Source organism: Symbiopectobacterium purcellii (genome assembly GCF_052050035.1).
Taxonomy (GTDB): Bacteria; Pseudomonadota; Gammaproteobacteria; order Enterobacterales; family Enterobacteriaceae; genus Symbiopectobacterium; species Symbiopectobacterium purcellii_A.
Genome location: NZ_CP189882.1, coordinates 1363928 through 1390413, shown reverse-complemented (window position 1 = coordinate 1390413; position 26486 = coordinate 1363928). Strand labels below are relative to the sequence as shown.

The following is a 26486-nucleotide window of genomic DNA, read 5'->3' as shown; positions in this document are numbered from 1 at the left end:
TAATCAAAATTAAGTCGTTTAGCTATATCAGCAACTTCCTCATCAGGGAAAACGTTACAGGTACAATGCCGAAAACCTCAAATCAGGCCCTATTCCCAACCGTGTTGGTATTGAGTATCGCCCAGCTCAAGCCGAGCTTAAACAAGAGCCTGGCCACTTCGAAATTGACACTATAGCCAACCGACTTAAAAATGATTACATCCTATGCCCTGATATGCGGCAAAGAAGCATAGCTGGCTGTTATCAAAATAATGTCGCTTGGCTATAACGCGCAATTTAACGTGTCGCGAAGGTGGGGGGCTTTACATACGCATGCCGCGCGACAAGGGCTATCTGCGCACCTTTTTCTGCTGTTAGGCATTGGAATAGCGCACCCGCTCCGGTAACCAGCGTTCAATCAGCGCTTTGGCATGTTCGGGATAATGGGCATGAAGATGGCGTGCTACCCGCTGTACTTCGGGGATCAATGCCTGATCGCGCAGTAAATCCGCCACTTTAAATTCGGCGCTGCCGGTTTGTCGCGTTCCCAGCAGTTCGCCGGGACCGCGAATCTCTAAATCCCGTTGCGCAATAACAAAGCCGTCGTTGCTGTCGCGCATCACCTGCAAGCGCTGCTGCGCCGTTTTACTCAGCGGCGTCTTATAGAGCAACACGCAGTGAGACGCGATGGCGCCGCGTCCGACGCGACCGCGCAACTGGTGCAGTTGTGCCAGGCCCAGCCGCTCTGGGTTTTCGACGATCATCAGGCTGGCATTGGGCACATCTACGCCCACTTCGATAACCGTGGTCGCCACCAGCAGTTGCAGTTCACCCTGTTTGAATGCATGCATCACCGCCTGTTTCTCTTGCGCTTTCATCCGGCCATGTACTAATCCGATGCGCAGATCTGGCAGCGTGACTTTCAGCCCTTCACAGGTGGCTTCAGCCGCTTGTGCTTCCAGCAGGTCGGACTCTTCAATCAGCGTGCAGACCCAGTAGGCCTGTCGTTCTTCTTCCCGGCAGGCACGATCGACGCGGGTGATAATATCCTCACGGCGAGAATCGGGGATGGCGACCGTTGTTACCGGCGTTCTGCCTGGCGGCAGCTCATCGATGACTGACGTGTCCAGATCGGCATAGGCCGTCATTGCCAGCGTGCGTGGTATAGGTGTTGCCGTCATGATTAACTGGTGAGGATGAAAGCCCTGTTCCACCCCTTTTTCCCACAGCGCTAACCGTTGATGTACACCGAAGCGGTGCTGTTCATCAATAATCACCAGCGCTAACCCACTAAATTGCACCTGTTGCTGAAAAATAGCGTGCGTGCCCACAATCATACTGACCTGACCATTGGCGATGGCCTCTTGTTGCGCAACGCGGGCTTTGCCCTTTTGCTTACCAGCCAGCCAGCCGACCTCAATGCCAAGGGGTTCAAACCAATGACGAAAGTTGATGACGTGTTGTTCCGCGAGCAGCTCTGTGGGTGCCATTAAGGCCACCTGTTTGCCGTTGGCAATGGCGCGCAATGCCGCCATCGCCGCCACCAGCGTTTTTCCCGAGCCAACATTCCCTTGTACCAGACGCATCATGGGGAACGGTTTCTCCATATCGGCTTCAATGTCTTTGATTACGCGTGTTTGTGCCTGGGTAAGCGCAAACGGGAGGGCGGCCAACAACTGCGTTTTTAAGGCGTCCTGCGCATGCAGTGAAAGGGCTCGGTGACGCTGCGCACCGGCGCGTACCGCCAGCATGCTTAAGTGATGCGCCAGCAGCTCTTCCATGATTAAACGCACTTGTGCCGGGTGTTTGCCGTGCTCAAGCTCACTCAGTTGCGTACCCGCCGGGGGACGATGCAGAGTATGTAACGCTTCAGGCAGCCCCATCATGCCGCGGCTTAGCTCCTGCGGCAGCAGCTCTTCTATCGGCTGTGCATCCAGACGCTCCAGCGCCTGATCTGTCAATTTGCGCAGTGTTGCCTGACGCACCCCTTCTGTGGTCGGGTAAACCGGCGTCAGGGAGGCTTGTAATTCTACCGGTTGCTGTGCGTCACCCTGCACGCGGTATTCGGGGTGGATAATCTCAGCCCCGTTCTTGCCACGTTTGATTTCACCGTAGGCGATAACGTTCTGGCCCGGTGCCAGGCTGTTTTTCATTGCGGCATTGAAATTGAAGAAGCGCATCGTCAGCACGCCACTGCCGTCACTGATCTGGCAGGTCAGCATGCGTTTGCGGCCAAAGACGATGTCGTTGCGCAGTACCTCACCCTCCACCGTGGCATAGATGCCGGGCAGCAGGTCGCCAATAGCGTAGAGGTGGGTGCGATCTTCATAACGCAGCGGCAGGTGCAGCAGCACGTCCTGTACGGTTTCCAACCCAAGGCGTGCGAGTTTAGCCGCCTGACTGGTACCGACCCCCGTGAGGGTGTTCAACGGTTGGTTATTCAGCAGGTGACTTTTCATGGGGATGCCTCGCTATTCGGCGGCGGATTGCATAGCCGCCCACCATGCCGTGTCGGCAATGATCTGGCCCTGATGGTCTATGCGCGGACTCGGAAGTTTTTTCCGCGTTGCTACGCGCGCCAGTACCGGATAACCCCCTTCGAACAGCAAGCGTTGCTGCGCATCGTCATCCAGCATGCCTTTGTCACGTTGATACATACCCGCGTTTTGACGTTGGCGCTGGGCTTCGTACAGGATCAGCGCAGAAGCGACCGACACGTTCAGGGATTGCACCATACCGATCATCGGGATAATGATGTCCTGATCGGCCAGCGCGAGTGCTTCCTGAGTGATGCCGGTTTTTTCCTGACCGAGCAGGATACAGGTTGGTCGCGTGTAATCGACCTCACGAAAATCGACCGCCTTGGCAGACAGATTGGTTGCCAGAATCTGCATGCCTTGCGTCTTTAAATGCGAGACGGCATCGGCGATAGTGCGGTGTGTTTTGACCTGTACCCAACTGTTGCTACCCGCCGCCGATGACACCAGTGTACGCATGCGGCTGGTGGGCCAAACGGTATGGACTTCGTGTACGCCAACGGCATCTGCGGTACGAATCACAGCGGAAATATTGTGGGGTCTGTGCACCTGCTCCATACACACCGTCAAATCGGGTTGACGGCTGGTCAGCATCTCTTTGATGCGGGCGTAGCGTTCTGGTGTCATACGATGTCTCTTGCGTTATCCCGGTGCCATGTGTGCGACCGGGATCGTCAGGGCTATCACAGGTACGGTGGCAATCAGTTGCGATTACGGGTCACTTTGATGACATCCGGCATCACGCGGATTTTGCGCATGACGTTAGCCAGATGTACCCGATCGCGCGTGGTCAAACGGATAAAGGCGCTATACACGCGACCATCCCGTTCTTCCGTATTGATACTCTGAATATTGGAGTTGGCGGCATTAATCGCTGCGGTCAGGTTGGCCAATGCCCCCTGATGGTTGAACATGTCGACTTTAATCTCAGCGATAAACTCTTGTTCGGTAACCTTATCCCACTCGACCGCCATGAATTTTTCTGGCTCTTTCTGGTAGCCGCGAATATTTCGGCAAGACTCATGGTGAATCACCAAACCTTTACCGGGACTGACGTGCGCCACAATCGGGTCACCGGGGATCGGGCGGCAGCATTTGGCAAACGTAATCAATACGCCATCTGCACCTTTGATCGGCAGCTTGCGCAAACCGGTGTGCTGTTGCTGCAACGGTTGCTCATCCAACAGGTTTTTCGCCACCACGATGCTCATGGCGTTACCGAGGCCAATCTCAGCCAGCAGATCATCCAGTGAGGTGAGTTTCATGCGATCCAGTTCAAGCTGGATGCTGGTTTGTGGAATATCGCTGAGTTTTCTGCTACTGCCTAACGCGTGATTCAATAAACGGCGACCCAGACTCACCGAATCGTCACGTTTGAGGTTCTTCAGCATTTGGCGAATTTTGGCGCGAGCGCGCGAACTGACGACAAAGTTTAACCATGCCGCATTGGGGCGTGCACCAGGTGCGGTAATGATTTCTACCGTCTGCCCACTGTTGAGCGATTGGGAGAGCGGGTAGGGCTGTCTGTCGACGCGTGCGCCGACGCAGGCATGCCCGATATCCGTATGTACCGCGTAGGCAAAATCGACCGGTGTCGCGCCAGCCGGTAGCTCGATGATGCGCCCTTCCGGGGTGAACACGTACATTTCATCGGGGAAGAGATCGGATTTGACGCTCTCGATAAACTCGAACGAGCTGCCCGCACTTTGTTGCAGTTCCAGCAGGCTCTGCATCCAGCGTTGAGCGCGGACTTGAGCCGTGGTGCTGCTTTCACCTTCTTTATAAGCCCAATGCGCTGCCACACCCATTTCGGCCATCTGGTCCATGTCTTCGGTGCGGATCTGTACCTCGACCGGCACGCCGTGCGGCCCAATCAACGAGGTATGCAGCGATTGGTAGCCGTTCGCCTTCGGAATGGCGATGTAATCTTTGACGCGGCCGGGACGCGGTTTGTACAGGCTGTGCACCTGACCGAGTACGCGATAGCAGGTATCCAGCTCTTTAACGATCACCCGAAACGCGTAGATATCCATGATGGAATGGAAACGCTGCTCTTTCAGGTGCATTTTGCAGTAGATGGAATAGAGGTGCTTTTCGCGTCCGCTGACGCGACAGGGAATGCCAGCTTCGTTCGACCGCCCTTCAATTTCGGAAAGGATTTTTTGAATCATTTCCTTGCGGTTGCCGCGCGCGGCTTTGACCACCTCTTTAATGACCCGATAACGGTTTGGATACAGCGCCTCAAAACCCAGCTCTTCCAACTCGGTTTTCAGATGATGAATACCCAAACGGTGCGCCAGCGGGCTGTAAATCTCCAGCGTTTCACGCGCTATGCGGCGACGCTTATCAGGGCGCAGTGAACCCAGCGTGCGCATGTTATGTGTGCGGTCAGCCAGTTTGATGAGAATGACGCGGATGTCTTGCACCATCGCCATAATCATCTTGCGGAAGTTCTCCGCCTGCGCTTCTTTCTTATCGCGGAATTTCAGCTTGTCCAGCTTCGAGACGCCATCTACCAGTTCGGCGACACTCTTGCCGAATTGTTGTTCAATATCCTGGTAAGTGGTCGGGGTATCTTCGATGGTGTCATGCAACAGCGCGGCCATCAGCGTCTCATAGTCAAGACGCATCTCCGCCAAAATACCGGCTACGGCGACGGTATGGGTGATGTAAGGTTCACCGCTGGAGCGAGTCTGCCCCTCGTGAGCATCACGTGCAACAATATAAGCCTGCTGAAGGCGCTTGATCTGGTCTTCCGGCAGATAGCGCTGAATCAGCAGATTGAGGCTTTCGAAGATATACAAGGGCGACCCGTAGCGAGATTAACGACGACCTTCAGCAATCGCGGTGACCGCCTGGATCTCTGCGGCTTCTTGCTCTTGCTGTTCCTGACGCTCACGCACATCCAGAATCTGGTTGTTGATCAGGCCTTCTTCGATCTCGCGCAGCGCGATCACGGTGTATTTGTCGTTCTCTTCAGGGACCAGCGGATCTTTTCCGCCGGCTTGCATCTGGCGGGCGCGGCGAGCAGCGACCAACACCAGGTCAAAACGGTTACCAATTTTCTCAACAGCGTCTTGAACAGTTACGCGTGCCATAATGTGCTACTCCACAGGAAATAAAATGACTGCGCATCATACTGAAAGTGATGTCAGTCTGCCAATAGTTTGGTGATTAATGCATCATGCCGCAATGCCTGACGGCTCAGCAATAGGCGTTCAGCGCGGATGATGGTTTTCAGATCGGACAGCGCCAGATCGAAATCATCGTTGACGATCAGATAATCGTATTCCGCGTAGTGTGTCATTTCTGCCACCGCTTGCGCCATACGTCGCGCAATCACCTCATCGCTGTCTTGACCGCGTCCGCGCAAACGGCGCCCCAACTCTTCTTTGGACGGCGGCAGAATAAAGATACTGCGCGCCTGCGGCATCCGGCGGCGGATTTGCTCTGCGCCCTGCCAATCGATATCCAGAAAAATATCTACGCCGGTTGCCAGCACCTGCTCAATGGCGGCTTTGGACGTACCGTAGTAGTTGCCAAACACCTCGGCGTACTCAAGGAAAGCATCTTCCTGAATCATAAGCTTAAATTCATCCACAGAAACGAAGAAATAGTGTTCTGCGTGGTTTTCGCCCGGCCGTTTGGCGCGGGTGGTGTGGGAAATCGACACCTGGGTGTCATACAACGGCTGCGTTTTCAGTAACGCATTTATTAAACTGGATTTTCCCGCGCCGCTGGGGGCGGAAACAATGTATAACGTACCTTGAGCCATAGTGATGAACGTAATATATCGTGAATGTGATGGAATCGGTTGACTGTCGCAGTTGTGCGAATTTTGCATTATACACGCACTCATCTTTACCGTCGCGTTACCTGATGGCGCATCGTGTGATGACCTGATTCGTGATCGCTTTCGATAGTTTGCTTAAATTTTTATGTGTTATGCATTTTTCGCGCGTTTTTTGGTTTCTGAGGCGTTTTGGTGTGTGCCAGCATAACGGCAGAAACGTAAAGGATGCGCTTATGAGACAATCCGTTCTCCAATACGGCACCGTGCTGTTTTTCCTGGTGGCATCGGCTGGAAAAGAGACTTGAATCCGCGCCGGATAGGACAAAAAAACCAATACCTCACCAGCACTCTTTGCAAGTGGTGAAAATAATAACGCGCTGGATTAAGCAAGGAACGAAAACGATCCGCTGTATTCATAAAATTTCATTGCGGCGGTAAATGGCTATCCCCCTCAGTCTGATCTTATCACGGCTGCAGCGTGTTAACCACTAATCTATGCCTCTAATAAAAACATTAGCGCTGTTTACGTTTAACAACTCGCTGTTTGAGAAAATCAAAGAAAGCGTTAAAAAAGTATATTATTCATGAACTCATCAATTATTTCTGTGCCCTGATTTTTTTAAAGAAGCCTTGGTTTATGCTGGAGCCAAAGTAAGATGTCGGTGATTACCTCTTTTTCGCAGTCTGCTTTGTCATTGTTTCTTGCCGTGTATATTGGATTGTTCCTCAACGTCTCCGTCTATTACCGCCGCTTTGATGATGTCGCTTCCCCTTCTGGATCTGCTCTTGCCAAATACCTGTCTGCGTTGATTGAATTATCGCTCAGTGTGATGCTCACCTTTTTTCTGATGCGATTAATCTCACTGGGTGGTCGTTATTTCTACCGACTTATCGCCTCATTAAACTAGTTGCTGAATAGAGACTTGAATTTTTTGTCAGGCTATTGAGAATAAAAAGAGGTTTAACTTAGAGAATAAAGGTTTGAAATGATCAACAAAGAGCGGTTGTTACGAGATAATCGTTTATGTAAAGCAATCATTGGATTATCAGTCGAAGAATTGAAAAATTTAGCCGCTGAATTTTCAGCTTGTTATTTGATTTATCGGAAAAAGAATCGAAAAGATCACGAGCGGCAGATGGGTGCAGGGCAGAAAGCACTTATCCCAACCCCATTAGATAAACTGCTTTTTATTTTATTGTATTTAAAATGTTATCCGACCTATGATTTGCAAGGACTTCTTTTTGGTTTAGATAGAACACGGGTATGTCGCTGGGTAAAAATATTATTGCCGGTTTTAGAGATGACCTTGGGGCGAGAATGTGTTTTGCCCGCTCGTCAAATTCGCTCTGCTGAGGAATTTTTTCGCGCCTTTTCTGGAGTTAAAGACGTCTTTATTGATGGGACAGAGCGACCTGTCCAAAAGCCTAAGAATCTGCGTCGGCGAAAAAAAATGTATTCGGGAAAGAAAAGACAGACCACTCGAAAAGGGCTTATTATGACTGACGAAACAAGGCAAATTGGATTTATCCCCATGAGCAAAAATGGGCGCCGTCACGATAAACGCTTACTCGATAAAGTCGATATAATTCGCCATATTCCTCCTGAGGTAACCATCTGGGCAGATACCGGTTTTCAAGGTATAGATAAACAGCATCCTAATACACAAATCCCAAAAAAAGGAACTCGAAAAAGACCTTTATCGCCTGAACAAAAACAAGAAAATAAAATAATCTCGGGCATCCGTATTACAGTTGAACACGCCATCGCGGGTATCAAGCGCCTCGGTTGCATGACCCAAATTTTACGGAATCGTAGACCCTTTATTGATGATACCTTCTTACTCCTTAGCGCGGGTCTTTGGAATTTCCATCTCAGAACAGCGTAAAATTTACTTCAATCACCGAAACACCCTTATTTCACTATTAAGCAACACGCTTATTGTTAGTGTTGGTTTCTGTGGCTGCCAGTTACTACATGACGTTTTTTAATGTGGTTATTGGCTACGGGATAATTGCGGCCGTGATGACCACGGATATTGATTTGTCAAAGGAGGTGATCGGCTTGCAATTTATCGTCTGGACGCTGTGCGTCAGCGCAATGCCTTTGGCGATAATCTGGAAAGCCGATTTGCGCAATACCCTTATCGAACAATTAAAAACACCTGGGAAGCGCATTAAACCCGTGGCGATCCTGCTTGCTGTCGTCGCGCTGGTGGCTTTGTTGAATAATTTAAGATACTGATTTATATAAGCATTATAAAATTTCAACGACTAATTTTTCCTCTCGGAATGCTTTTTATTGTGCTAACTATTTGATTTGTCGTTCTAACAAAATACATTCTCTGTAAATGCATTCTAACTAAAGAAGATGTAAATCAAACGGTTAAATTATTCAACAAAGCCTGTGCTGCGTTCACTGGGGTTCACCTCAGAACTGTTCGCGATGCAAAGTGAGGTCTGGTTTTATAACAGCATTAATGCCAATAACTACTCATTCCGCGAAATGATCGCTTCCGAAGAGCGTAATGAAGGCAAATCGGTTGACGACATGCTATTGGTCGACGAGGTGAAGGGGTCATTAGCGCGTTATCCTAAAGGTAAGCATTTGATTATGCTGCACACCAAAGGCTCCCATTACCTCTTTCGATGCGCTATCCGCGCAGTTTTGCGCGTTATCAGCCTGAATGTATGGGGGTTGACGCCTCCTGCTCACGTGAGTAACTGATTAACGCGTTTGATAACAGCGTGTTGTATACCGACACCTTTATTAAAAAGGTGTTGGATCAGGTGCGTGACAAGAAAGCGCTGGTGTTTTATGCCTCAGATCACGGTGAGTCGATTGATGAAAACTACGATTTGCACGGTACGCCACGAGATGTTGCTCCGCCGGAACAGTTCCGTTCGCCGATACTGGTGTGGGCGTCAGACAAGTTCCTGGCACAGCAGCAAAATACGCAGCTGTTTGAACAATTGAAAGCGCAGCAGCGGGTGGGGACACCCCATCGTCATGAAGCGTTGTTTGATTCCATATTGGGCTGTCTGGGCTATCGTTCGACCGACGGTGGCATTAATGCCAGCAATAACTGGTGTGCATTACCGTCGCGTTGATGGAATAGGCGGTTGTGTGTTTTCGCGTCAACCACGCGCGAACGAAGCAGCCTGGCGGCTGCAAATCGAAGTGTGGCAGAATAGCGATATTCTGAAACCCGCCAGCCGAAGGTTATCCCGTGTCACATTCCCCTGAGCATCAGCGCGTTCATACAAAAATGGTTAAGCAGATTTTCAAAACGGTGGCCCGACAGGGCAACCTCCCTTACCAGCAATTCCGCCTTTTCGTTGACAACGATCCTGACTGCACAGAGTGGTTCTGGACCACCTTCTACAGTGAATTCCCTGATTCTCCGTACCACTACGTTATAGCCAAGCGACATTATTTTGATAACAGCCAGCTATGCTTCTTTGCCGCATATCAGGGCATAGGATGTAATCATTTTTAAGTCGGTTGGCTATACCTTCTGCCATACCTGTCGCCGGTTTGACCTGTACGAAACCGAAGCGGAGATGCTCTCCGATGACCCGCACGGATGATACCGGCATACAGACCCGCCCCATGAAGACGCTGTTTCAGCGCAACAGGGCATGGGCTGACATCATGGAGACATACCCGCTCCGGCCTGTAGAGATTGAGGTTGTCACAAAGATGCTGGCCTGCGGCACCCCACTGACGGGCAGCCGGGAATTTCGCTGCAGCAACCCCGACTGCACTCACCACCGTTATAGCCAACCGACTTAAAAATGATTACATCCTATGCCCTGATATGCGGCAAAGAAGCATAGCTGGCTGTTATCAAAATAATGTCGCTTGGCTATACATCCATCAGAGCTGCCACGGACGCGGATGTCCGACCTGCGGCAAAAAGGCCACCGACCTGTGGATTGCCACCATGATGGCCCGCCTGCCGGATACGCCGTGCCAGCACGGCACATTCATGATGCCGGATACCCTGTGGCCATTAAGCGTGTTGCTTAATAGTGAAATAAGGGTGTTTCGGTGATTGAAGGGCTTTGTTGAATAAATCTAACTTTCAGGGGATCGCCGGATCAAAGCACTATCATCGCTCCCGATAGCAGCTCCCCATGGCAAAGCAAAAGTTTAAAATCACCAACTGGCCCACCTACAACAAAGCACTCAGACAACGCGGCTCCCTGACGGTCTGGCTTGATGAGTCGGCCATCGCTGCATGGACTGACAGTTCTTCGCCTGAAGGTCGTGGTCGGCCGCTTTACTACACCGATATGGCTGTTACCACGGTTTTGATGATAAAGCGCGTGTTTAACCTGTCGCTCCGGGCATTACAGGGCTTTGTCGACTCGGTTTTTACACTGATGAGCCTGCCACTGCGCTGCCCGGACTACTCTCTGGTCAGTCGGCGGGCAAAAACCGTCAGTATCAGCATAAAAACGCCAACGCGTGGTGAAATCTCGCATCTGGTCATCGACAGTACCGGTCTGAAGGTCTTTGGCGAAGGTGAATGGAAAGTCAGGCAGCATGGGGCTGACAGACGAAGAGTGTGGCGCAAGCTTCATCTGGCAGCAGACAGTGCGACGCATGAGATTATCTGTGCCGACTTATCGCTCAGCGGAACGACAGATGCGCAGGCACTGCCGGGCCTGATTAACCAAACCCACCGAAAAATCAGGGAAGTGTCAGCAGACGGTGCTTATGACGGCCGTTACTGCCACGATGCGTTGCTAAGAAAGAAAATCAGGCCCCTTATCCCGCCGCGAAGCGGAGCCAAATACTGGCCGGACAAGTACCATGAACGTAACCATGCGGTGGCGAATCAGCGTCTGAGCGGGAGTAATGATATGTGGAAAAAGAAAGTGGGTTATCACCGGCGTTCAGTGGCAGAAACAGCGATGTTCCGCATAAAAACTTTGCTGGGTGGCCATCTGAGCCTGCGTGACTATGAGGCTCAAGTAGGTGAAGCCATAGCGATGGTCAAAGCGCTGAACCGTATGACGTTGTTGGGTATGCCACACAGCGTCAGGATAGGATAACAGGTGTAGCAGAGGGAGTCATCCTGTCGGCTAATTCTGATTTATTCAACAAAGCCTGATTGAAGTAAATTTTACGCTGTTCTGAGATGGAAATTCCAAAGACCGGCGCTAAGGAGTAAGAAGGTATCATCAATAAAGGGTCTACGATTCCGTAAAATTTGGGTCATGCAACCGAGGCGCTTGATACCCGCGATGGCGTGTTCAACGAGACTGTAAAATAATCTGTGTAAATGGCATTTTGAGGAAAACCTTCAAAGGATAACAAAATGCCTATCAGCAACGAACTTATTGACCAACTGCTTCAAGATTGTCACTCCCCTCAGGATCTGCTGGGTGAATCAGGCCTACTCAAGGTGCTGACTAAAAGACTGGCGGAACGGTTTCTTGAAGCTGAGATGGAGATGCACCTTGGGTATGCTAAGCATGACCCGGCTGGTAATCATTCAGGCAACTCACGCAATGGCAAGACATCCAAGAGCGTACGTAGCCAAAATGGGGAGATCGAGCTCGATATTCCGCGCGACCGCAACAGTACCTTCGAGCCGACACTGATCGGTAAGAACGAAAAACAGCTTAACGGCTTCGATGACCGCATTATTTCTCTCTATTCCAGAGGGTTATCAACCCGTGATATTCAGGCACACTTTAAAGAAGTCTACGGGGTCGATGTTTCCGCTGGCTTCATTTCTCAAGTGACCAATGCTGTGATGGATGAAGTTAAGCGCTGGCAGCAACGGCCGCTGGATGCGCTTTATCCCATTGTTTACCTTGACTGTATTGTTGTCAAAAGCCAGGACGGCGGAGCCGTGGCCAACAAGTCTGTTTATCTGGCCCTCGGCGTCAACGGCCAGGGCGAAAAAGAGCTGCTGGGGCTATGGATAGCCAAAACTGAGGGGGCCAAGTTCTGGTTATCTGTGATGACAGAACTGAAAAATCGTGGGCTAAAGGACATCTTCGTCGCCTGCTGCGATGGCCTGAAAGGCTTTCCTGATGCCATTGAAGCTGTTTACCCGCATACGCGGGTACAGCTCTGCATTGTGCATCAGGTGCGGAACTCGCTGCGCTACGTCGGCTGGAAAGAGCGTAAGGCCGTTGCTGCTGACCTGCGCACCATCTATAGTTCCGCAACGCTAGAGGGCGCTGAAGAGGCCCTGGATGCCTTCGCGGCCAAATGGGATGAGCAGTTCCCGACGATCAGCCCGTCGTGGAGAAATAATTGGGAACGTCTCATCGTCATTTTTGACTTTCCGCCGGAGATCCGCAAGGTTATCTACACCACCAACGCAATAGAGTCGTTAAATGCTTCATTGCGCAAGATAACGAAAACGCGACGAATATTTCCAACGGATGACTCGGTGATAAAATTACTCTATCTAGCCTTGCATAATATCTCTGCTAAATGGACCTTGCCAATCAGAGACTGGAAACCTGCTATGAGCCAATTCATGTTGATGTATGGAGAACGAATCTCCGGTTAAGCAATGGAGCCATTTACACAAAATTCTTTACAGACTCTGTTCAACTGTAATACGGATGCCCGAGATTATTTTATTTTCTTGTTTTTGTTCAGGCGATAAAGGTCTTTTTCGAGTTCCTTTTTTTGGGATTTGTGTATTAGGATGCTGTTTATCTATACCTTGAAAACCGGTATCTGCCCAGATGGTTACCTCAGGAGGAATATGGCGAATTATATCGACTTTATCGAGTAAGCGTTTATCGTGACGGCGCCCATTTTTGCTCATGGGGATAAATCCAATTTGCCTTGTTTCGTCAGTCATAATAAGCCCTTTTCGAGTGGTCTGTCTTTTCTTTCCCGAATACATTTTTTTTCGCCGACGCAGATTCTTAGGCTTTTGGACAGGTCGCTCTGTCCCATCAATAAAGACGTCTTTAACTCCAGGAAAGGCGCGAAAAAATTCCTCAGCAGAGCGAATTTGACGAGCGGGCAAAACACATTCTCGCCCCAAGGTCATCTCTAAAACCGGCAATAATATTTTTACCCAGCGACATACGCGTGTTCTATCTAAACCAAAAAGAAGTCCTTGCAAATCATAGGTCGGATAACATTTTAAATACAATAAAATAAAAAGCAGTTTATCTAATGGGGTTGGGATAAATCCTTTCTGCCCTGCACCCATCTGCCGCTCGTGATCTTTTCGATTCTTTTTCCGATAAATCAAATAACAAGCTGAAAATTCAGCGGCTAAATTTTTCAATTCTTCGACTGATAATCCAATGATTGCTTTACATAAACGATTATCTCGTAACAACCGCTCTTTGTTGATCATTTCAAACCTTTATTCTCTAAGTTAAACCTCTTTTTATTCTCAATAGCCTGACAAAAAATGCAAGTCTCTATTCAGCAACTAGTTTAATGCTTTTTACCAGTTGGAGCCACACATTCAGAACTTCATCAGGCAGGCGCTTTCCACTCACTCTTCACCTGAAATCATCAGTGGCCGTTTGCACCTGGAATTCGGTATATCTGTCAGCAAGAATACGCTATATCGCTATATCCTGCAGGAGAGACAGGCTGGCGGGGAGCTATATCAGCAACTTCCTCATCGGGGAAAACGTTACAGGTACAATGCCGAAAACCTCAAATCAGGCCCTATTCCCAACCGTGTTGGTATTGAGTATCGCCCAGCTCAAGCCGAGCTTAAACAGGAGCCTGGCCACTTCGAAATTGACACTATTTTTGGCAAAGACCAGAAGTCATTCTTGTTAACCATCGTAGATAAAGCATTGAAAACCGTCATCATTCGCAAACTGCCTAATAAGCGTGCGGAGACTGTGGTTGCTGCTTTCAGGGACATTGAAGCTAATACCTTTTGCAAGTTTAAGACCCTAACAGCTGATAACGGCCCTGAATTCGCTCTGCACGAGCAAATTACTCAAATCACAGGGGCGCAGGTCTACTTTGCCCATCCTTATCATTCCTGGGAGAGGGGCTTGAATGAGCACACCAACGGGCTGATACGACGTTTTTACCCAAAGGGAACAGACTTCAGTCAGGTCAGTCATCGTAAGATTGCCGAACTCGAACACATACTCAATACAAGGGGCAGAAAATCGCTGGGCTATCGTTTCCCCAATGAGGTATTTTTAACGCACTTATAGCCAAGCGACATTATTTTGATAACAGCCAGCTATGCTTCTTTGCCGCATATCAGGGCATAGGATGTAATCATTTTTAAGTCGGTTGGCTATACTGGTGGCATAACCCTCTACCGTTTTGTTGCGTTTTGAGTGGGAATGGGGCCATTACCCAGCAACTTATTTAGATGTGCTATGACTTTTTATCACCTTTCATGACATTGCTCCTTCGCTCCAGGTCTTAAAAGTGTAGAACTGGAGGGGGGAGAGTCAACGAAATCGCCTACATTTTGTGCGGTTTCAATAAAGACAGCGATTACGCAACGTCAGAAATGGGTGACAACATGGCCTGCTCTTCTTCCATAATCAGGCGAGCCTGGCGAATACATTTGCCGCAGTCACTGCCGATCGGCATTAACTGGCGCAGTTGATTGAGCGAACGGGGTTGATACTGGCGAACGGCGTGCCGAATAACTTTATCGGAAATGGCATTACACAGACATACAGACATACAGACATACAGACATACAGACATACAGACATACAGACATACAGGATAACTCATTCTCTCAGTCGCGAACCCACACTCTCTTTCGTTGCTGCCTTCCGCACGGCAGTCACAAAAGTGACGATAAAATAGTCAATGAGAGTGTAAATAAGAATGGTTTCTATTTCAATTACAGTTTTGTCAACGCGTATAAAAAAAGGACACCGAAGTGTCCTTTTTCTTACGCTATCACTAGCGTATGTGTGTTACTTGCGTAGTGGCGATTAAGCCATAACTTTAGCAACAACGCCCGCACCAACGGTACGGCCGCCTTCACGGATTGCGAAACGCAAACCGTCGTCCATCGCGATCGGGTGGATCAGGGTAACAACCATTTTGATGTTGTCGCCCGGCATTACCATTTCAACGCCTTCCGGCAGTTCGATGGTACCCGTTACGTCAGTAGTACGGAAGTAGAACTGAGGACGGTAGCCTTTGAAGAACGGCGTATGACGGCCACCTTCATATTTGCTCAGGATATACACTTCAGATTCGAACTGGGTGTGCGGCTTGATGGAACCCGGCTTAGCCAGTACCTGACCACGTTCGATTTCTTCACGTTTGATACCACGCAGCAGAACACCAACGTTCTCACCCGCACGGCCTTCGTCCAGCAGTTTGCGGAACATTTCAACGCCAGTACAAGTTGATTTCGCGGTGTCTTTGATACCAACGATTTCAACTTCTTCACCGACTTTAACGATACCGCGCTCTACACGACCGGTCACTACAGTACCACGGCCGGAGATGGAGAATACGTCTTCGATAGGCAGCAGGAACGGACGGTCAATCGCACGCTCTGGTTCTGGGATGTAGGAATCCAGGTAGCCAGCCAGTTCGATGATTTTAGCTTCCCACTCAGCTTCGCCTTCCAGTGCTTTCAGCGCTGAACCACGAACGATCGGCGTGTCATCACCCGGGAAGTCGTACTGAGACAGCAGCTCACGCACTTCCATCTCAACCAGTTCCAGCAGTTCTTCGTCATCAACCATGTCACATTTGTTCAGGAACACTATGATGTACGGAACGCCAACCTGACGACCCAGCAGGATGTGCTCACGAGTCTGCGGCATCGGGCCGTCAGTCGCAGCAACTACCAGGATCGCGCCGTCCATCTGGGCAGCACCGGTGATCATGTTTTTCACGTAGTCGGCGTGTCCCGGGCAGTCAACGTGTGCGTAGTGACGGGTCGGGGTGTCGTATTCAACGTGAGAGGTGTTGATGGTGATACCACGTGCTTTTTCTTCCGGTGCGTTATCGATCTGATCGAATGCACGCGCGCTACCGCCGTAGGTTTTAGCCAGTACGGTGGTGATCGCTGCGGTCAGCGTGGTTTTACCATGGTCAACGTGGCCGATAGTACCGACGTTAACGTGGGGTTTAGTACGTTCAAATTTTTCTCTAGACACGGCTATATTCCTTACTCAAATACCTTCCCCTGAGGAGAGGGCATGGGATCAATGTATTAGGCTTGGTAATTATTTACCACGAGCTTCAATAACGGCCTGAGCAACGTTGTTCGGCGCATCATCGTACTTCAGAAACTCCATGGAGTAAGAAGCACGGCCTTTGGTCAGAGAACGCAATTGAGTTGCGTATCCGAACATTTCAGACAGCGGAACTTCAGCATGAATCACAACGCCAGTGACGTTAGATTCCTGACCACGCAGCATACCACGACGACGGCTAAGGTCACCGATTACGTCACCGGTGTTCTCTTCCGGCGTTTCTACTTCAACCTTCATCATAGGCTCAAGCAGAACAGGTTTTGCTTTTTTGAAGCCATCTTTAAAGGCGATAGACGCAGCCAGTTTAAACGCCAGTTCAGAGGAGTCAACGTCATGGTAAGAACCGAAGTGCAGACGCACGCCGAGATCAACCACCGGGTAACCCGCCAGCGGGCCCGCTTTCAGCTGTTCCTGAATGCCTTTATCAACGGCAGGGATGTATTCGCCAGGAATTACACCACCCTTGATGTCGTTGATGAACTCATAACCTTTCGGATTTGAGCCCGGCTCCAGCGGGTACATGTCGATAACCACGTGACCATACTGACCGCGACCACCAGACTGCTTGGCGTGTTTACCTTCGATATCGGTAACTTTCGCGCGAATCGCTTCACGGTAAGCAACCTGAGGTTTACCCACGTTCGCTTCAACGTTGAATTCACGCTTCATACGGTCAACGATGATGTCGAGGTGCAGCTCACCCATACCAGCGATGATGGTCTGATTCGTTTCTTCGTCAGTCCATACGCGGAACGACGGGTCTTCTTTCGCCAGACGGCCCAGAGCCAGACCCATTTTTTCCTGGTCAGCTTTGGTTTTCGGTTCAACGGCGATAGAGATAACCGGCTCAGGGAATTCCATACGTTCCAGAATAATCGGAGCATCCGGATTACACAGGGTATCACCTGTCGTTACGTCTTTCAGACCGATAGCTGCCGCGATGTCGCCTGCGCGAACTTCTTTGATCTCTTCACGTTTGTTGGCGTGCATCTGAACGATACGGCCAAAACGCTCACGCGCTGCTTTCACGGAGTTCAGCACGGTATCACCGGAGTTAACCACACCGGAGTACACGCGGAAGAACGTCAGGTTACCCACAAACGGGTCGGTAGCAATTTTGAATGCCAGCGCAGCAAACGGCTCGTCATCACTTGCGTGACGTTGAGCCGGTGTGTCTTTACCGTCATCCAGCATACCGTTGATCGCCGGTACATCAACCGGAGATGGCAGGTAATCAATGACTGCATCCAGCATTGCCTGTACGCCTTTGTTTTTAAAGGCTGAACCACAGGTAACCAGAATGATCTCGTTGTTCAGAACGCGCTGACGCAGAGCTTTTTTGATCTCTTCTTCAGTCAGTTCTTCACCGCCCAGGTATTTCTCCATCAGCTCTTCGGAAGCTTCCGCAGCGGATTCGATCAGGTTCTGGTACCATTCGTCAGCCAGTTCCAGCATATCAGCAGGGATGTCTTCGTATTCGAAGGTGACGCCTTGGTCGGCTTCGTTCCAGTTGATCGCTTTCATTTTCACCAGGTCAACAACACCGGTGAAACCTTCTTCAGCACCAATCGCCAATTGCAGCGGAACCGGGTTCGCGCCCAAACGGGATTTGATCTGACCAACGACCTTCAGGAAGTTCGCGCCCATACGGTCCATTTTGTTAACGAACGCGATGCGCGGAACCTTGTATTTGTTAGCCTGACGCCATACGGTTTCAGACTGCGGCTGAACACCACCAACAGCACAGTAAACCATGACTGCACCATCAAGAACACGCATGGAACGTTCTACTTCGATAGTGAAGTCAACGTGTCCCGGGGTGTCGATGATGTTTACGCGGTGCGGCTCAAACTGCTTCGCCATACCAGACCAGAACGCAGTAGTCGCAGCGGAGGTAATGGTAATCCCACGCTCTTGCTCCTGCTCCATCCAGTCCATCGTGGCGGCGCCGTCGTGAACTTCACCGATTTTGTGGTTTACACCTGTGTAGAACAGAATACGTTCAGTCGTGGTGGTTTTACCGGCGTCGATGTGTGCACTGATACCGATGTTACGGTAGCGTGCAATGGGTGTTGTACGAGCCATTTGTTTCCTCTATATCTTCGGACGTTCAATTCATCAGTTAACACAAACGGGCGGGCCGTAAAGCACGCCCGCCTGGTTAGCCCGCGGGAATTACCAGCGGTAGTGAGCGAACGCCTTGTTGGCTTCGGCCATGCGGTGAACGTCTTCACGTTTCTTAACAGCAGTACCTTTGTTGTCTGCTGCATCAGAAAGTTCGTTCGCCAGGCGCAAAGCCATCGATTTATCACCGCGTTTACGAGCAGCTTCAACGATCCAACGCATTGCCAAGGCATTACGACGGACCGGACGGACTTCAACCGGAACCTGGTAAGTTGAACCACCAACACGGCGGGACTTAACTTCGACAGTCGGACGAACGTTGTCCAGAGCGACTTCGAAAGCTTCCAGTTCGTTTTTACCAGAACGCTGTGCCAGGGTTTCCAGCGCGGTATAGACGATTGCTTCTGCGGTAGATTTTTTACCGTCTACCATCAGAATGTTTACAAATTTGGCCAGTAATTCAGATCCGAACTTAGGATCCGGCAGAATTTTACGTTGACCAATGACGCGACGACGTGGCATGGAAATACTCCGTTGTTAATTCAGGATTGTCCAAAACTCTACGAGTTTAGTTTGACATTTAAGTTAAAACGTTTGGCCTTACTTAACGGAGAACCATTAAGCCTTGGGACGCTTAACGCCGTACTTGGAACGGCTCTGCTTACGATCTTTAACACCAGAGCAGTCCAGTGCACCACGTACGGTGTGGTAACGCACACCCGGGAGGTCTTTAACACGACCGCCACGGATCAGGATCACGGAGTGCTCCTGCAGGTTGTGACCTTCACCACCGATGTAGGAAGTCACTTCAAAACCGTTAGTCAAACGTACACGGCATACTTTACGCAGTGCAGAGTTTGGTTTTTTCGGAGTGGTAGTATATACGCGAGTACATACACCACGTTTTTGCGGGCACGCTTCCAGCGCAGGAACGTTGCTTTTTGCAACCTTCAGAGAGCGCGGTTTGCGAACCAGCTGGTTAATTGTTGCCATTAAAAACTCCTGGTTTTTATTTCGCTTCGTAAACACGTGATAAGTCGCCCCATATATTACAGAGTAAAATATGGGGACGAAGAATTTTAGGGCTGACGGCGAAAGGAGTCAAGAAATAGTCAAAATTCCAGCATCACCACGCCAGTTGCACTGCGTGTTGGGCGGTCAGCCGGACAAATTCAGTATAGTCGACCAGTAGAATACTGGTTGAAATTTGTTCTGCCAACCCTCGAGCGACCACATCTTCCTGCAAGGCGTAGACGGGAATGCCCAACGTCAGCAGGCGCGCCGCTACAGGCCCCTGCCTCAGCGCAGCAATCACGCCGTCTTGCAGCAGTAGCAGCGCATCCTGTGGCAGCACGCAACGCAACATCGCGTCGATATCGGTGTGATAGGGCGAACGGGAAAACGTGTGCAAGCGCGTTTTCAGAGGTGGGGTCACAGGCTGCATAAGCGTAGCACTCTCAAATAAAACACTTTCAAATTAAAACGTAAGCACAGTGTCATAGTCGGCAAGCGTTGCACGCAGGGCATCCGGCGCGAGCCGTTCAAAGTCAACCACCCATGCGGTATCCGCGTGCAGGCCGCGCTGATCGGCAGACGCCGCACACAGATAGCAGCGCTCAATGTCGTACAGCGGCAACACGCCAAACGTTGCAATGTAGTTACGCATCAGAATGACGTCAGGCTGCTGACCGGGCAACAGTTGCAGCACACCGTCACCGATAAAAAACACGCCAATATCATCGGTCAGCGCGGAAGTTGCCAATAAGGCATCCAACCCTTCTCGCCCCGACGCGTCACCGTGCGGAGCATGGGTAAACAAGAAAGCGATGCGCTTCATTATCGCTCCTTAAAATTGTATGACGCGGTCGCACGTCAATACAGACTGGGCCAGTTCACCTAAACCGCTCAGTGAAAAACCCGGTTGCAGATTGGCAGTGGGCAGTGCGAGCAGCCTTGCCTGTTCGCTGTCCGTGACGCCGCGACGCAGTGCGGCGGCCACGCACACATTGAGTGCCACCTGATACGTTGCCCCCAACTGCTGCCACGCTCGCGTCACATCGAACTCATCATTAGCCGGGGACGTCAGTTGACTGGCGTTCAGCACCCCTTCCCGATAAAAAAAAATGCTTTCCAGGCTGTGCCCTTGCGCAATCAACGCCCGGGCAAACAGCAGCGCGCTACTCGCCTGCTGCGTACCGTATGCCGGGCCTGTCACCAAGAGGCAATAACGCAACATCAGCGATCGTGCCCGCTGAAGTCACCGTTTTTAAACTGGCGAATGTAGAGATAAACGGTGTGCTTGGAAATATTCAGGCGATCCGCCACCTGATTGATCGCGTCCTTGATATCGAAAATACCCTTTTCATAGAGGTTCAGCACAATTTGCCGGTTCTTGGCATTGTTAGAAACGTTGCGATCCGCGTTCACTTCTTCAATAGAGAACTCGAGCGTCTGCGCAACGAGATCGTCTACGGAGGAAGCGAAGTTCACCGAGGAAGCCACTTCATGGGTTTCCGGCGGAATAAATGTCTGCACAATCTGGGAAAAAGGCACATCAAGGTTCATGTTGATGCACAACAGGCCTATCAAACGCTGCTCGCGGTTACGAATGGCGATAGTGACCGATTTCATCAGCACGCCACTTTTGGCTCGCGTGAAGTACGCTTTGGATACGCTACTGTCCTCCCCCGCCATATCATGCAGCATACGCAGCGCCAGATCGGTAATCGGCGAACCGATTTTACGCCCAGTGTGTTCGCCGTTGGCAATGCGCACCGCTGAGCATTTAAGATCTTCTAACGCGTGCAACACGATTTCACAGTGTTCACCGATCAGCATCGCCAGACCGTCTACCACCGCCTCGTAAGATTTCAGGATCTCATGGTCCGTCGAGTTAAACGGCCGTTCCTCCAGCAAATCAATTTCATTTGATTCGCCAGACACAAGCGAATTTGACATGGCTGACACCATCCTCGACATCATCTATTTAATTGCCTTAAATGTTTAGGCACTCACCATCCACAGGACATTACCCGTCATACTTCACGTCGCAGACGCGTTGGCTACGCTCGCTCACCCGAATCACTTACCTAAGTAAGCGCATCGGGATTAATGAATCTCATCCCTGAGATTCACCCTACGGGCCAGCGCAAGCGTTGTTCAAATTTGTTCCAGACAAATTTGTCACTGCCTTGCCGCCTTCCTGCAACGTGAATTATTTAGGGTGTAGTCTACCAAATGTCCTTTCTCCCGTCCCCGCATTTCACGGTTCTACCCCCCCTTTTACACGACATCTGAACACCGTCTTAAGTTTGGCTTAATTTTAATAGCTTAACGTCACGCGCTATCACTCACTCATTTTGTCTTTATTCATTGAGATAGCCATGAAAATTCGTTTTACCCTTTCCCGCCCCGAGTGGACAAGCATCGGCTACGTGCTGTTTTTCTCCGCCTTTATCACGCTGGCGCAAAACATTGCCTACTACCGTCAAACGTTGCACCTGTTAGATTTCAGCCAGCGTACAACGCTGCCTTTTTTCCTGAGTATGCCATTGGTGATTTTCGCCGTACTGAATATCGTCTTTACCCTGTTCGCCATTCCCTACCTGCGCCAATGGGCAATTGCTGCGCTGCTGATCGCGGGTGCTTCAGTACAATATTTCATGCTGAACTACAGCATTATTATCGATCGCACCATGATACAGAACGTGATGGAAACCAACGTGTCGGAATCTGTCGATCTGTTTACACCGCAACTGGCGCTTTGGGTATTGCTCGTCGGGGTCTTGCCTGCTGGATTCGCGCTATGGGTAAAAATAAAACCGACGGCATTAACCGCGATCAGCATCGGTCAGCGCTTTTTGATTATCGCACTGTCACTGCTGACAATATTGCTCGTCGCCGCGCTATTTTACAAAGATTACGCGTCATTAATGCGAAATAATAAGGAGTTGGTGAAATCTATTACCCCCAGCAACGTGATCGCCGCCAATCTTTCCTACGTTAAGCATCGGGCGCTGGCTAACCAGCCGTTAGTGCAAATCGGCCTGGATGCACATCAAGGCCCCCGTCCTGCTAATGCTAATGGTAAGAAAAACCTGATCATTTTGGTGGTAGGAGAAACCGCCCGCGCCGAAAACTTCTCCCTGGGTGGGTATGGCAAAGAGACGAACCCGCAGTTGAAAAAGGCCAATGTAATCTATTTTCCCCATACCCAGTCGTGTGGCACCTCAACCGGCGTTTCGGTGCCTTGCATGTTCTCTAACATGCCACGCACGCAATACGATGCCGCACTGGCCAGCCATCAAGAAGGGCTGTTGGATATTGTTCAACGCGCAGGCATCAATGTGCTGTGGCAGGAAAATGACGGCGGATGCAAAGGCGTCTGTAACCGGGTTCCCAACAAAGACGTTCCCAGCATCGCGGCTCCGGGCTTATGCAGCGGCGGAGAATGCTACGATGAGGCGTTGTTTACCGGTGTGGAAGATCATATCAATCAACTGAATAGCGATGCCATTATCGTGCTGCACATGATTGGCAGTCACGGGCCTGCCTATTACAGACGTTATCCGGACGCGTTCAAACAATTTACCCCGACCTGCGACACCAACCAGATTCAGAACTGTTCCCGAGATGCGTTAACCAACACCTATGACAACACGCTGCTTTATCTGGATAACACAGTAAATAACGCGATAGAGCTGCTGAAACACCACCAGGATAAGTTCAACACCGCATTGGTTTATCTCTCCGATCATGGAGAATCATTGGGGGAAGACGGTGTTTATTTACACAGCATGCCCTATGCCGTCGCTCCTTCACAACAAACGCATATTCCAATGTTGATGTGGCTGTCGCACGACTACCAGCAGCAATTTGCCGTACAAGAGACATGTTTGCGACAACGCGCGCAAACGCAAAGTTATTCGCAAGACAATCTGTTTCACACCATACTGGGAATGCTTAATGTTACTACCAACGAATATCAGCCTGAATGGGATATCCTCAAGGAATGTCGGGATCGACGTGCATGAGATTGTTGATTGTAGAAGATGATGCCTTACTGCAAGAGGGATTGTTACTGGCGCTCAGCCAGGAAGGATACGCCTGCGACTGCGCAGGCGGGGCCAAACAGGCCGATGCGCTGTTAAACAGCGCGCCATACAGTCTGGTGGTGCTGGATCTCGGTCTACCGGACGGTGATGGTTTGCAACTGCTGGCGCGCTGGCGCAAACAGCACCAGCATATGCCAGTGTTGATCCTGACCGCCCGCGACACCATCGACGATCGCGTCAGCGGGCTGGACTCCGGTGCCGATGACTATCTGGTCAAGCCGTTTGCGCTGACAGAGCTGTTGGCTCGGGTCCGAGCCCTGATCCGCCGCCACCAAGGCGCAAGCGACAACCTGGTTGTGGTGGGCGATCTTTGCCTTGACCTCACGACTCAGCAGGTGAGCCTGAAGCAAGAATCGGTTATTCTGACGCCCAAAGAGTTTGCGATTCTCGCAAGGCTGGTATTGAAAGCCGGGCAGCCCGTTCACCGCGAACTGCTGCATCAGGATATTTACAGTTGGAATGACGATCCCGCCTCAAACTCACTTGAAGTTCACGTCCATCATTTACGACAGAAAATCGGCAAAGCGCGCATCCGTACCCTGCGCGGCTTTGGCTACCTGTTCACGACCGAGGATGACGCATGAAACACATTTTCAGCTCGATGTCTCCCCCTGCGGCCAGCATGCGCTGGCGGCTTATCATAGCGCTGGGATGTATTTTGTTGACGTATCAGCTTATCAGCGTCGCCTTGCTATGGCATGAAAGTAAGGAACAGATCGAGTTTATGGTGGATAAAACGCTGAGTGAACACGCACGCAACGAGCATATCGCCAAGGAAATACGCGAATCGATCGCCTCACTCAGCATACCCAGCCTGGTAATGGTGCTGGCTTCCCTGTTTCTTTCTATTCAGGCCGTGAACTGGATTACGCGGCCCCTGTCGCGCCTTGCTGCGGAATTAGGCAACCGCAGTGCGGAAAATTTGGAACCTATCGCAGATTATCAGCAGATGGAAGAGATCGCCGCCGTGACACGCTCCATGAACCAACTCTTTGTGCGCCTGAATGAAACGCTGGAACGAGAGCGCCAATTTACCGCTGACGTCGCACACGAACTACGTACCCCACTGGCAGGCATACGGCTGCATCTGGAACTCCAACAGCAACGTCATGGGGTCGATTGCCAGCCGCTGATTGCACGCATCGATACCATGACACGAACCGTTGAACAGCTGCTTCAGTTGGCGCGCGCCGCCGTGGCGTTTTACTCCGGCCACTACCAACAGGTTTCGCTGGCTCAGGATGTGATTGTCCCCATACAGGATATGGTGGAAGAGATGGCCAGTCAGCGCAACCAGCGCATCGACTGGCAAATCAGTGAGGGAGAGGTGGCGATACAGGGCGATGCCACGTTACTGCAACTGCTGCTGCGTAATTTGATCGAGAACGCCCACCGTTACAGTCCCCCAGAGAGCACGATCACTGTGCGGCTTACCGCCGACCCGCAAATCACCTTGCAGGTGCGTGACCAAGGGCCTGGTATTGATGAAAGTAAAGTCGGCGAATTGAGTAAGGCATTTGTCCGTATGGACACACGCTACGGCGGCATCGGGCTGGGGTTGAGTATTGTCACCCGCGTGGCGCAACTGCACCATGGGGCATTGACGCTCAGCAACCTACGTGAGGGCAACGGCACGCTGGCGGAGGTCACCTTTCCACCGCTGCTTTCCTGACGTGACGCCATACCATAAAAAAAGCCGCGGGTTGCCCCACGGCTGAATCAGCGACAACGCTAGCGCAAGTTATTTAGCGCTTTTCTCGGCAGCAGGTTTTTCTGCTTTAGCGGCCGGTTTGGCATCAGCGTCTGCCTTGATATCCAGCAGTTCCAATTCAAACACCAGCGTAGAGTTCGCCGGAATGCCCGGGACGCCATTTTCGCCGTAAGCTAACTCTGGCGGAATAACCAGTTTGATTTTCCCGCCTTTTTTAACCTGCCTCAGCCCTTCAGTCCAACCAGGAATAACCCCGTCAAGACGGAAAGAGAGAGGTTCGCCACGTTTGTAAGAGTTATCAAACTCGCTACCGTCAACCAGCGTACCTTTGTAGTTAACCACTACGGTATCGCTCTCTTTCGGCGCTGCGCCCGTACCCTCTTTCTCTACCTGATACAGCAGGCCAGATTCCGTTTTCTTCACGCCTTTTTCTTTGGCGAATGCATCACGGAATTTAGTGCCTTTCTCAGCGCTTTCTTTAGCATCCTGCTTCATTTTCGCTTCTGCTGCGGTTTTCACGCGCGTTTCGAAACCTTGCAGGGTCTTCTCAATCTCTTCGTCGCTCAGCTTGCTCTTGTCAGCAAACGCGTCCTGAACGCCAGCAATCAACTGATCTTTATTTAAGGTGATACCCAGTTTTTCTTGCTCTTTCAGTGAGTTATCCATGTAACGCCCCAAGGAAGCACCCAGCGCATAAGCGGCGGCATCCTCATCGCTCTTGAATTTTGCCGCTGGGGCCGAATCGGACGCTTTCGCCGCTTCCGCTGCCATTACCAGGTTAGCATTCAGCGTCAGTGCCATCGTCGTCGCTAACAGCGTTACTTTAAATAGTGATCTCATCTATCATCTCCCGGTCTGGAACGACAGGCTCCAGAAACATTAATCGTAAATGCGCGACTACTATAACTGAGGGTATCGAGACAACACAACGACACACACAACAATCCTTTGATAAAATTCCCTGAATTATTCATAGGCCCATTTTCCGACCTCGTCGATGTCCGGAGGTTCCGAAT

At 50.7% G+C, this 26486-nt stretch carries 24 protein-coding genes and 4 pseudogenes; 12 read left to right on the top strand and 16 right to left on the bottom strand.

Translation table 11 applies throughout. The annotated features are described in order from the left end of the window. Positions 1 to 353: 353 nt before the first annotated feature. The 5 genes from recG to gmk all read right to left on the bottom strand — a co-directional run bounded on the left by recG (position 354) and on the right by gmk (position 6291). On the bottom strand, positions 354 to 2438 hold the full coding sequence (gene recG, locus ACQGXV_RS10415; RefSeq protein WP_440866348.1) for an ATP-dependent DNA helicase RecG: 2085 nt from the start codon (positions 2436 to 2438) through the stop codon (positions 354 to 356). A 12-nt stretch (positions 2439 to 2450) separates the two neighbouring features. Next, entirely contained in the window at positions 2451 to 3143 is a 693-nt protein-coding gene (gene trmH, locus ACQGXV_RS10410) for a tRNA (guanosine(18)-2'-O)-methyltransferase TrmH (RefSeq protein WP_440866347.1), read from the bottom strand. A 74-nt stretch (positions 3144 to 3217) separates the two neighbouring features. After that, positions 3218 to 5320, bottom strand: coding sequence for a bifunctional GTP diphosphokinase/guanosine-3',5'-bis pyrophosphate 3'-pyrophosphohydrolase (gene spoT, locus ACQGXV_RS10405; RefSeq protein WP_440866346.1), 2103 nt, complete (start codon positions 5318 to 5320; stop codon positions 3218 to 3220). Between the two features lie 18 nt (positions 5321 to 5338). Next, positions 5339 to 5614 carry a DNA-directed RNA polymerase subunit omega gene (gene rpoZ / locus ACQGXV_RS10400; protein ID WP_195316190.1) on the bottom strand — a complete coding sequence of 92 codons (276 nt, stop codon included), beginning with the start codon at positions 5612 to 5614 and terminating at the stop codon, positions 5339 to 5341. Positions 5615 to 5667: 53 nt separating this feature from the next. Beyond that, positions 5668 to 6291 (bottom strand): guanylate kinase, encoded by a 624-nt coding sequence (gene gmk, locus ACQGXV_RS10395; protein WP_440866345.1) that lies wholly within the window; start codon positions 6289 to 6291, stop codon positions 5668 to 5670. 674 nt (positions 6292 to 6965) lie between these two features. Between gmk and ACQGXV_RS10390 the strand changes: the two genes are divergently transcribed. The 8 genes and pseudogenes from ACQGXV_RS10390 to ACQGXV_RS10355 all read left to right on the top strand — a co-directional run bounded on the left by ACQGXV_RS10390 (position 6966) and on the right by ACQGXV_RS10355 (position 12848). Next, complete coding sequence (locus tag ACQGXV_RS10390) at positions 6966 to 7217, top strand: hypothetical protein (protein WP_440866344.1); 252 nt, start codon at positions 6966 to 6968, stop codon at positions 7215 to 7217. 78 nt (positions 7218 to 7295) lie between these two features. Beyond that, a complete protein-coding gene (locus ACQGXV_RS10385; RefSeq protein WP_440866343.1) occupies positions 7296 to 8195 on the top strand; it encodes a transposase family protein in 900 nt (299 codons plus the stop codon). Between the two features lie 53 nt (positions 8196 to 8248). After that, a pseudogene (locus tag ACQGXV_RS10380) lies at positions 8249 to 8515 on the top strand (phosphoethanolamine transferase domain-containing protein); the annotation flags it as partial. Between the two features lie 198 nt (positions 8516 to 8713). Then, positions 8714 to 9417 (top strand): annotated as a pseudogene (locus tag ACQGXV_RS10375) (sulfatase-like hydrolase/transferase); the annotation flags it as partial. 158 nt (positions 9418 to 9575) lie between these two features. Then, positions 9576 to 9897, top strand: a pseudogene (locus ACQGXV_RS10370) (hypothetical protein). Between the two features lie 64 nt (positions 9898 to 9961). Then, positions 9962 to 10325, top strand: a pseudogene (locus ACQGXV_RS10365) (transposase zinc-binding domain-containing protein); the annotation flags it as partial. A gap of 121 nt (positions 10326 to 10446) precedes the next feature. Further along, a complete protein-coding gene (locus tag ACQGXV_RS10360; protein WP_440866342.1) occupies positions 10447 to 11370 on the top strand; it encodes an IS5 family transposase in 924 nt (307 codons plus the stop codon). Positions 11371 to 11636: 266 nt separating this feature from the next. After that, positions 11637 to 12848: an IS256 family transposase gene (locus ACQGXV_RS10355; RefSeq protein WP_440866341.1), complete on the top strand. Its 1212-nt coding sequence runs from the start codon at positions 11637 to 11639 to the stop codon at positions 12846 to 12848. Positions 12849 to 12875: 27 nt separating this feature from the next. Here the strand turns inward: ACQGXV_RS10355 and ACQGXV_RS10350 are convergent, their stop codons facing one another. Continuing rightward, positions 12876 to 13658, bottom strand: coding sequence for a transposase family protein (locus ACQGXV_RS10350; protein WP_440866340.1), 783 nt, complete (start codon positions 13656 to 13658; stop codon positions 12876 to 12878). Between the two features lie 100 nt (positions 13659 to 13758). On the opposite strand from ACQGXV_RS10350, the gene ACQGXV_RS10345 reads away from it, so the two are divergent. Continuing rightward, complete coding sequence (locus ACQGXV_RS10345; protein WP_440866339.1) at positions 13759 to 14490, top strand: IS30 family transposase; 732 nt, start codon at positions 13759 to 13761, stop codon at positions 14488 to 14490. A gap of 292 nt (positions 14491 to 14782) precedes the next feature. On the opposite strand, the gene bfd is transcribed toward ACQGXV_RS10345, so the two are convergent. The 9 genes from bfd to ACQGXV_RS10300 all read right to left on the bottom strand — a co-directional run bounded on the left by bfd (position 14783) and on the right by ACQGXV_RS10300 (position 21603). Then, a complete protein-coding gene (gene bfd / locus ACQGXV_RS10340; RefSeq protein WP_440866338.1) occupies positions 14783 to 14977 on the bottom strand; it encodes a bacterioferritin-associated ferredoxin in 195 nt (64 codons plus the stop codon). Between the two features lie 260 nt (positions 14978 to 15237). Continuing rightward, positions 15238 to 16422 carry an elongation factor Tu gene (gene tuf, locus ACQGXV_RS10335; RefSeq protein ID WP_440866337.1) on the bottom strand — a complete coding sequence of 395 codons (1185 nt, stop codon included), beginning with the start codon at positions 16420 to 16422 and terminating at the stop codon, positions 15238 to 15240. Positions 16423 to 16491: 69 nt separating this feature from the next. Continuing rightward, on the bottom strand, positions 16492 to 18606 hold the full coding sequence (gene fusA, locus ACQGXV_RS10330; RefSeq protein WP_440866336.1) for an elongation factor G: 2115 nt from the start codon (positions 18604 to 18606) through the stop codon (positions 16492 to 16494). A 90-nt stretch (positions 18607 to 18696) separates the two neighbouring features. Continuing rightward, positions 18697 to 19167, bottom strand: coding sequence for a 30S ribosomal protein S7 (rpsG, locus tag ACQGXV_RS10325; protein ID WP_195315729.1), 471 nt, complete (start codon positions 19165 to 19167; stop codon positions 18697 to 18699). 96 nt (positions 19168 to 19263) lie between these two features. Next, entirely contained in the window at positions 19264 to 19638 is a 375-nt protein-coding gene (rpsL, locus tag ACQGXV_RS10320; RefSeq protein WP_195315730.1) for a 30S ribosomal protein S12, read from the bottom strand. Positions 19639 to 19771: 133 nt separating this feature from the next. Beyond that, the gene (tusB, locus tag ACQGXV_RS10315) at positions 19772 to 20089 is read right to left on the bottom strand and encodes a sulfurtransferase complex subunit TusB (protein ID WP_440866335.1); all 318 of its coding nucleotides are present in this window, start codon (positions 20087 to 20089) and stop codon (positions 19772 to 19774) included. 33 nt (positions 20090 to 20122) lie between these two features. Beyond that, complete coding sequence (tusC, locus tag ACQGXV_RS10310) at positions 20123 to 20482, bottom strand: sulfurtransferase complex subunit TusC (RefSeq protein WP_440866334.1); 360 nt, start codon at positions 20480 to 20482, stop codon at positions 20123 to 20125. Positions 20483 to 20491: 9 nt separating this feature from the next. Then, a complete protein-coding gene (gene tusD, locus ACQGXV_RS10305) occupies positions 20492 to 20881 on the bottom strand; it encodes a sulfurtransferase complex subunit TusD (RefSeq protein ID WP_440866333.1) in 390 nt (129 codons plus the stop codon). After that, positions 20881 to 21603: a helix-turn-helix transcriptional regulator gene (locus tag ACQGXV_RS10300; RefSeq protein WP_440866332.1), complete on the bottom strand. Its 723-nt coding sequence runs from the start codon at positions 21601 to 21603 to the stop codon at positions 20881 to 20883. Before ACQGXV_RS10300 ends, tusD begins: the two co-directional genes overlap by 1 nt. A 425-nt stretch (positions 21604 to 22028) precedes the next feature. Between ACQGXV_RS10300 and eptA the strand changes: the two genes are divergently transcribed. The 3 genes from eptA to pmrB are packed head-to-tail and all read left to right on the top strand — an operon-like array spanning position 22029 to position 25431. Next, positions 22029 to 23678, top strand: coding sequence for a phosphoethanolamine transferase EptA (gene eptA, locus ACQGXV_RS10295; protein WP_440866331.1), 1650 nt, complete (start codon positions 22029 to 22031; stop codon positions 23676 to 23678). Further along, on the top strand, positions 23675 to 24343 hold the full coding sequence (pmrA, locus tag ACQGXV_RS10290; RefSeq protein WP_440866330.1) for a two-component system response regulator PmrA: 669 nt from the start codon (positions 23675 to 23677) through the stop codon (positions 24341 to 24343). The genes eptA and pmrA overlap by 4 nt, the downstream gene beginning before the upstream one ends. Then, the gene (pmrB, locus tag ACQGXV_RS10285; RefSeq protein ID WP_440866329.1) at positions 24340 to 25431 is read left to right on the top strand and encodes a two-component system sensor histidine kinase PmrB; all 1092 of its coding nucleotides are present in this window, start codon (positions 24340 to 24342) and stop codon (positions 25429 to 25431) included. Before pmrA ends, pmrB begins: the two co-directional genes overlap by 4 nt. Before the next feature lie 69 nt (positions 25432 to 25500). Here the strand turns inward: pmrB and fkpA are convergent, their stop codons facing one another. Then, a complete protein-coding gene (gene fkpA, locus ACQGXV_RS10280) occupies positions 25501 to 26310 on the bottom strand; it encodes an FKBP-type peptidyl-prolyl cis-trans isomerase (protein ID WP_440866328.1) in 810 nt (269 codons plus the stop codon). Positions 26311 to 26486: the final 176 nt, after the last annotated feature.

Coding starts and splice junctions, on each gene's coding strand:
- recG (WP_440866348.1), bottom strand. CDS start 2,438: ATGAAAAGTCACCTGCTGAATAACCAACCGTTGAACACCCTCACGGGG.
- trmH (WP_440866347.1), bottom strand. CDS start 3,143: ATGACACCAGAACGCTACGCCCGCATCAAAGAGATGCTGACCAGCCGT.
- rpoZ (WP_195316190.1), bottom strand. CDS start 5,614: ATGGCACGCGTAACTGTTCAAGACGCTGTTGAGAAAATTGGTAACCGT.
- gmk (WP_440866345.1), bottom strand. CDS start 6,291: ATGGCTCAAGGTACGTTATACATTGTTTCCGCCCCCAGCGGCGCGGGA.
- ACQGXV_RS10390 (WP_440866344.1), top strand. CDS start 6,966: ATGTCGGTGATTACCTCTTTTTCGCAGTCTGCTTTGTCATTGTTTCTT.
- ACQGXV_RS10385 (WP_440866343.1), top strand. CDS start 7,296: ATGATCAACAAAGAGCGGTTGTTACGAGATAATCGTTTATGTAAAGCA.
- ACQGXV_RS10360 (WP_440866342.1), top strand. CDS start 10,447: ATGGCAAAGCAAAAGTTTAAAATCACCAACTGGCCCACCTACAACAAA.
- ACQGXV_RS10355 (WP_440866341.1), top strand. CDS start 11,637: ATGCCTATCAGCAACGAACTTATTGACCAACTGCTTCAAGATTGTCAC.
- ACQGXV_RS10350 (WP_440866340.1), bottom strand. CDS start 13,658: ATGATCAACAAAGAGCGGTTGTTACGAGATAATCGTTTATGTAAAGCA.
- bfd (WP_440866338.1), bottom strand. CDS start 14,977: ATGTCTGTATGTCTGTGTAATGCCATTTCCGATAAAGTTATTCGGCAC.
- fusA (WP_440866336.1), bottom strand. CDS start 18,606: ATGGCTCGTACAACACCCATTGCACGCTACCGTAACATCGGTATCAGT.
- rpsG (WP_195315729.1), bottom strand. CDS start 19,167: ATGCCACGTCGTCGCGTCATTGGTCAACGTAAAATTCTGCCGGATCCT.
- rpsL (WP_195315730.1), bottom strand. CDS start 19,638: ATGGCAACAATTAACCAGCTGGTTCGCAAACCGCGCTCTCTGAAGGTT.
- tusB (WP_440866335.1), bottom strand. CDS start 20,089: ATGCAGCCTGTGACCCCACCTCTGAAAACGCGCTTGCACACGTTTTCC.
- tusC (WP_440866334.1), bottom strand. CDS start 20,482: ATGAAGCGCATCGCTTTCTTGTTTACCCATGCTCCGCACGGTGACGCG.
- tusD (WP_440866333.1), bottom strand. CDS start 20,881: ATGTTGCGTTATTGCCTCTTGGTGACAGGCCCGGCATACGGTACGCAG.
- ACQGXV_RS10300 (WP_440866332.1), bottom strand. CDS start 21,603: ATGTCAAATTCGCTTGTGTCTGGCGAATCAAATGAAATTGATTTGCTG.
- eptA (WP_440866331.1), top strand. CDS start 22,029: ATGAAAATTCGTTTTACCCTTTCCCGCCCCGAGTGGACAAGCATCGGC.
- pmrA (WP_440866330.1), top strand. CDS start 23,675: ATGAGATTGTTGATTGTAGAAGATGATGCCTTACTGCAAGAGGGATTG.
- pmrB (WP_440866329.1), top strand. CDS start 24,340: ATGAAACACATTTTCAGCTCGATGTCTCCCCCTGCGGCCAGCATGCGC.
- fkpA (WP_440866328.1), bottom strand. CDS start 26,310: ATGAGATCACTATTTAAAGTAACGCTGTTAGCGACGACGATGGCACTG.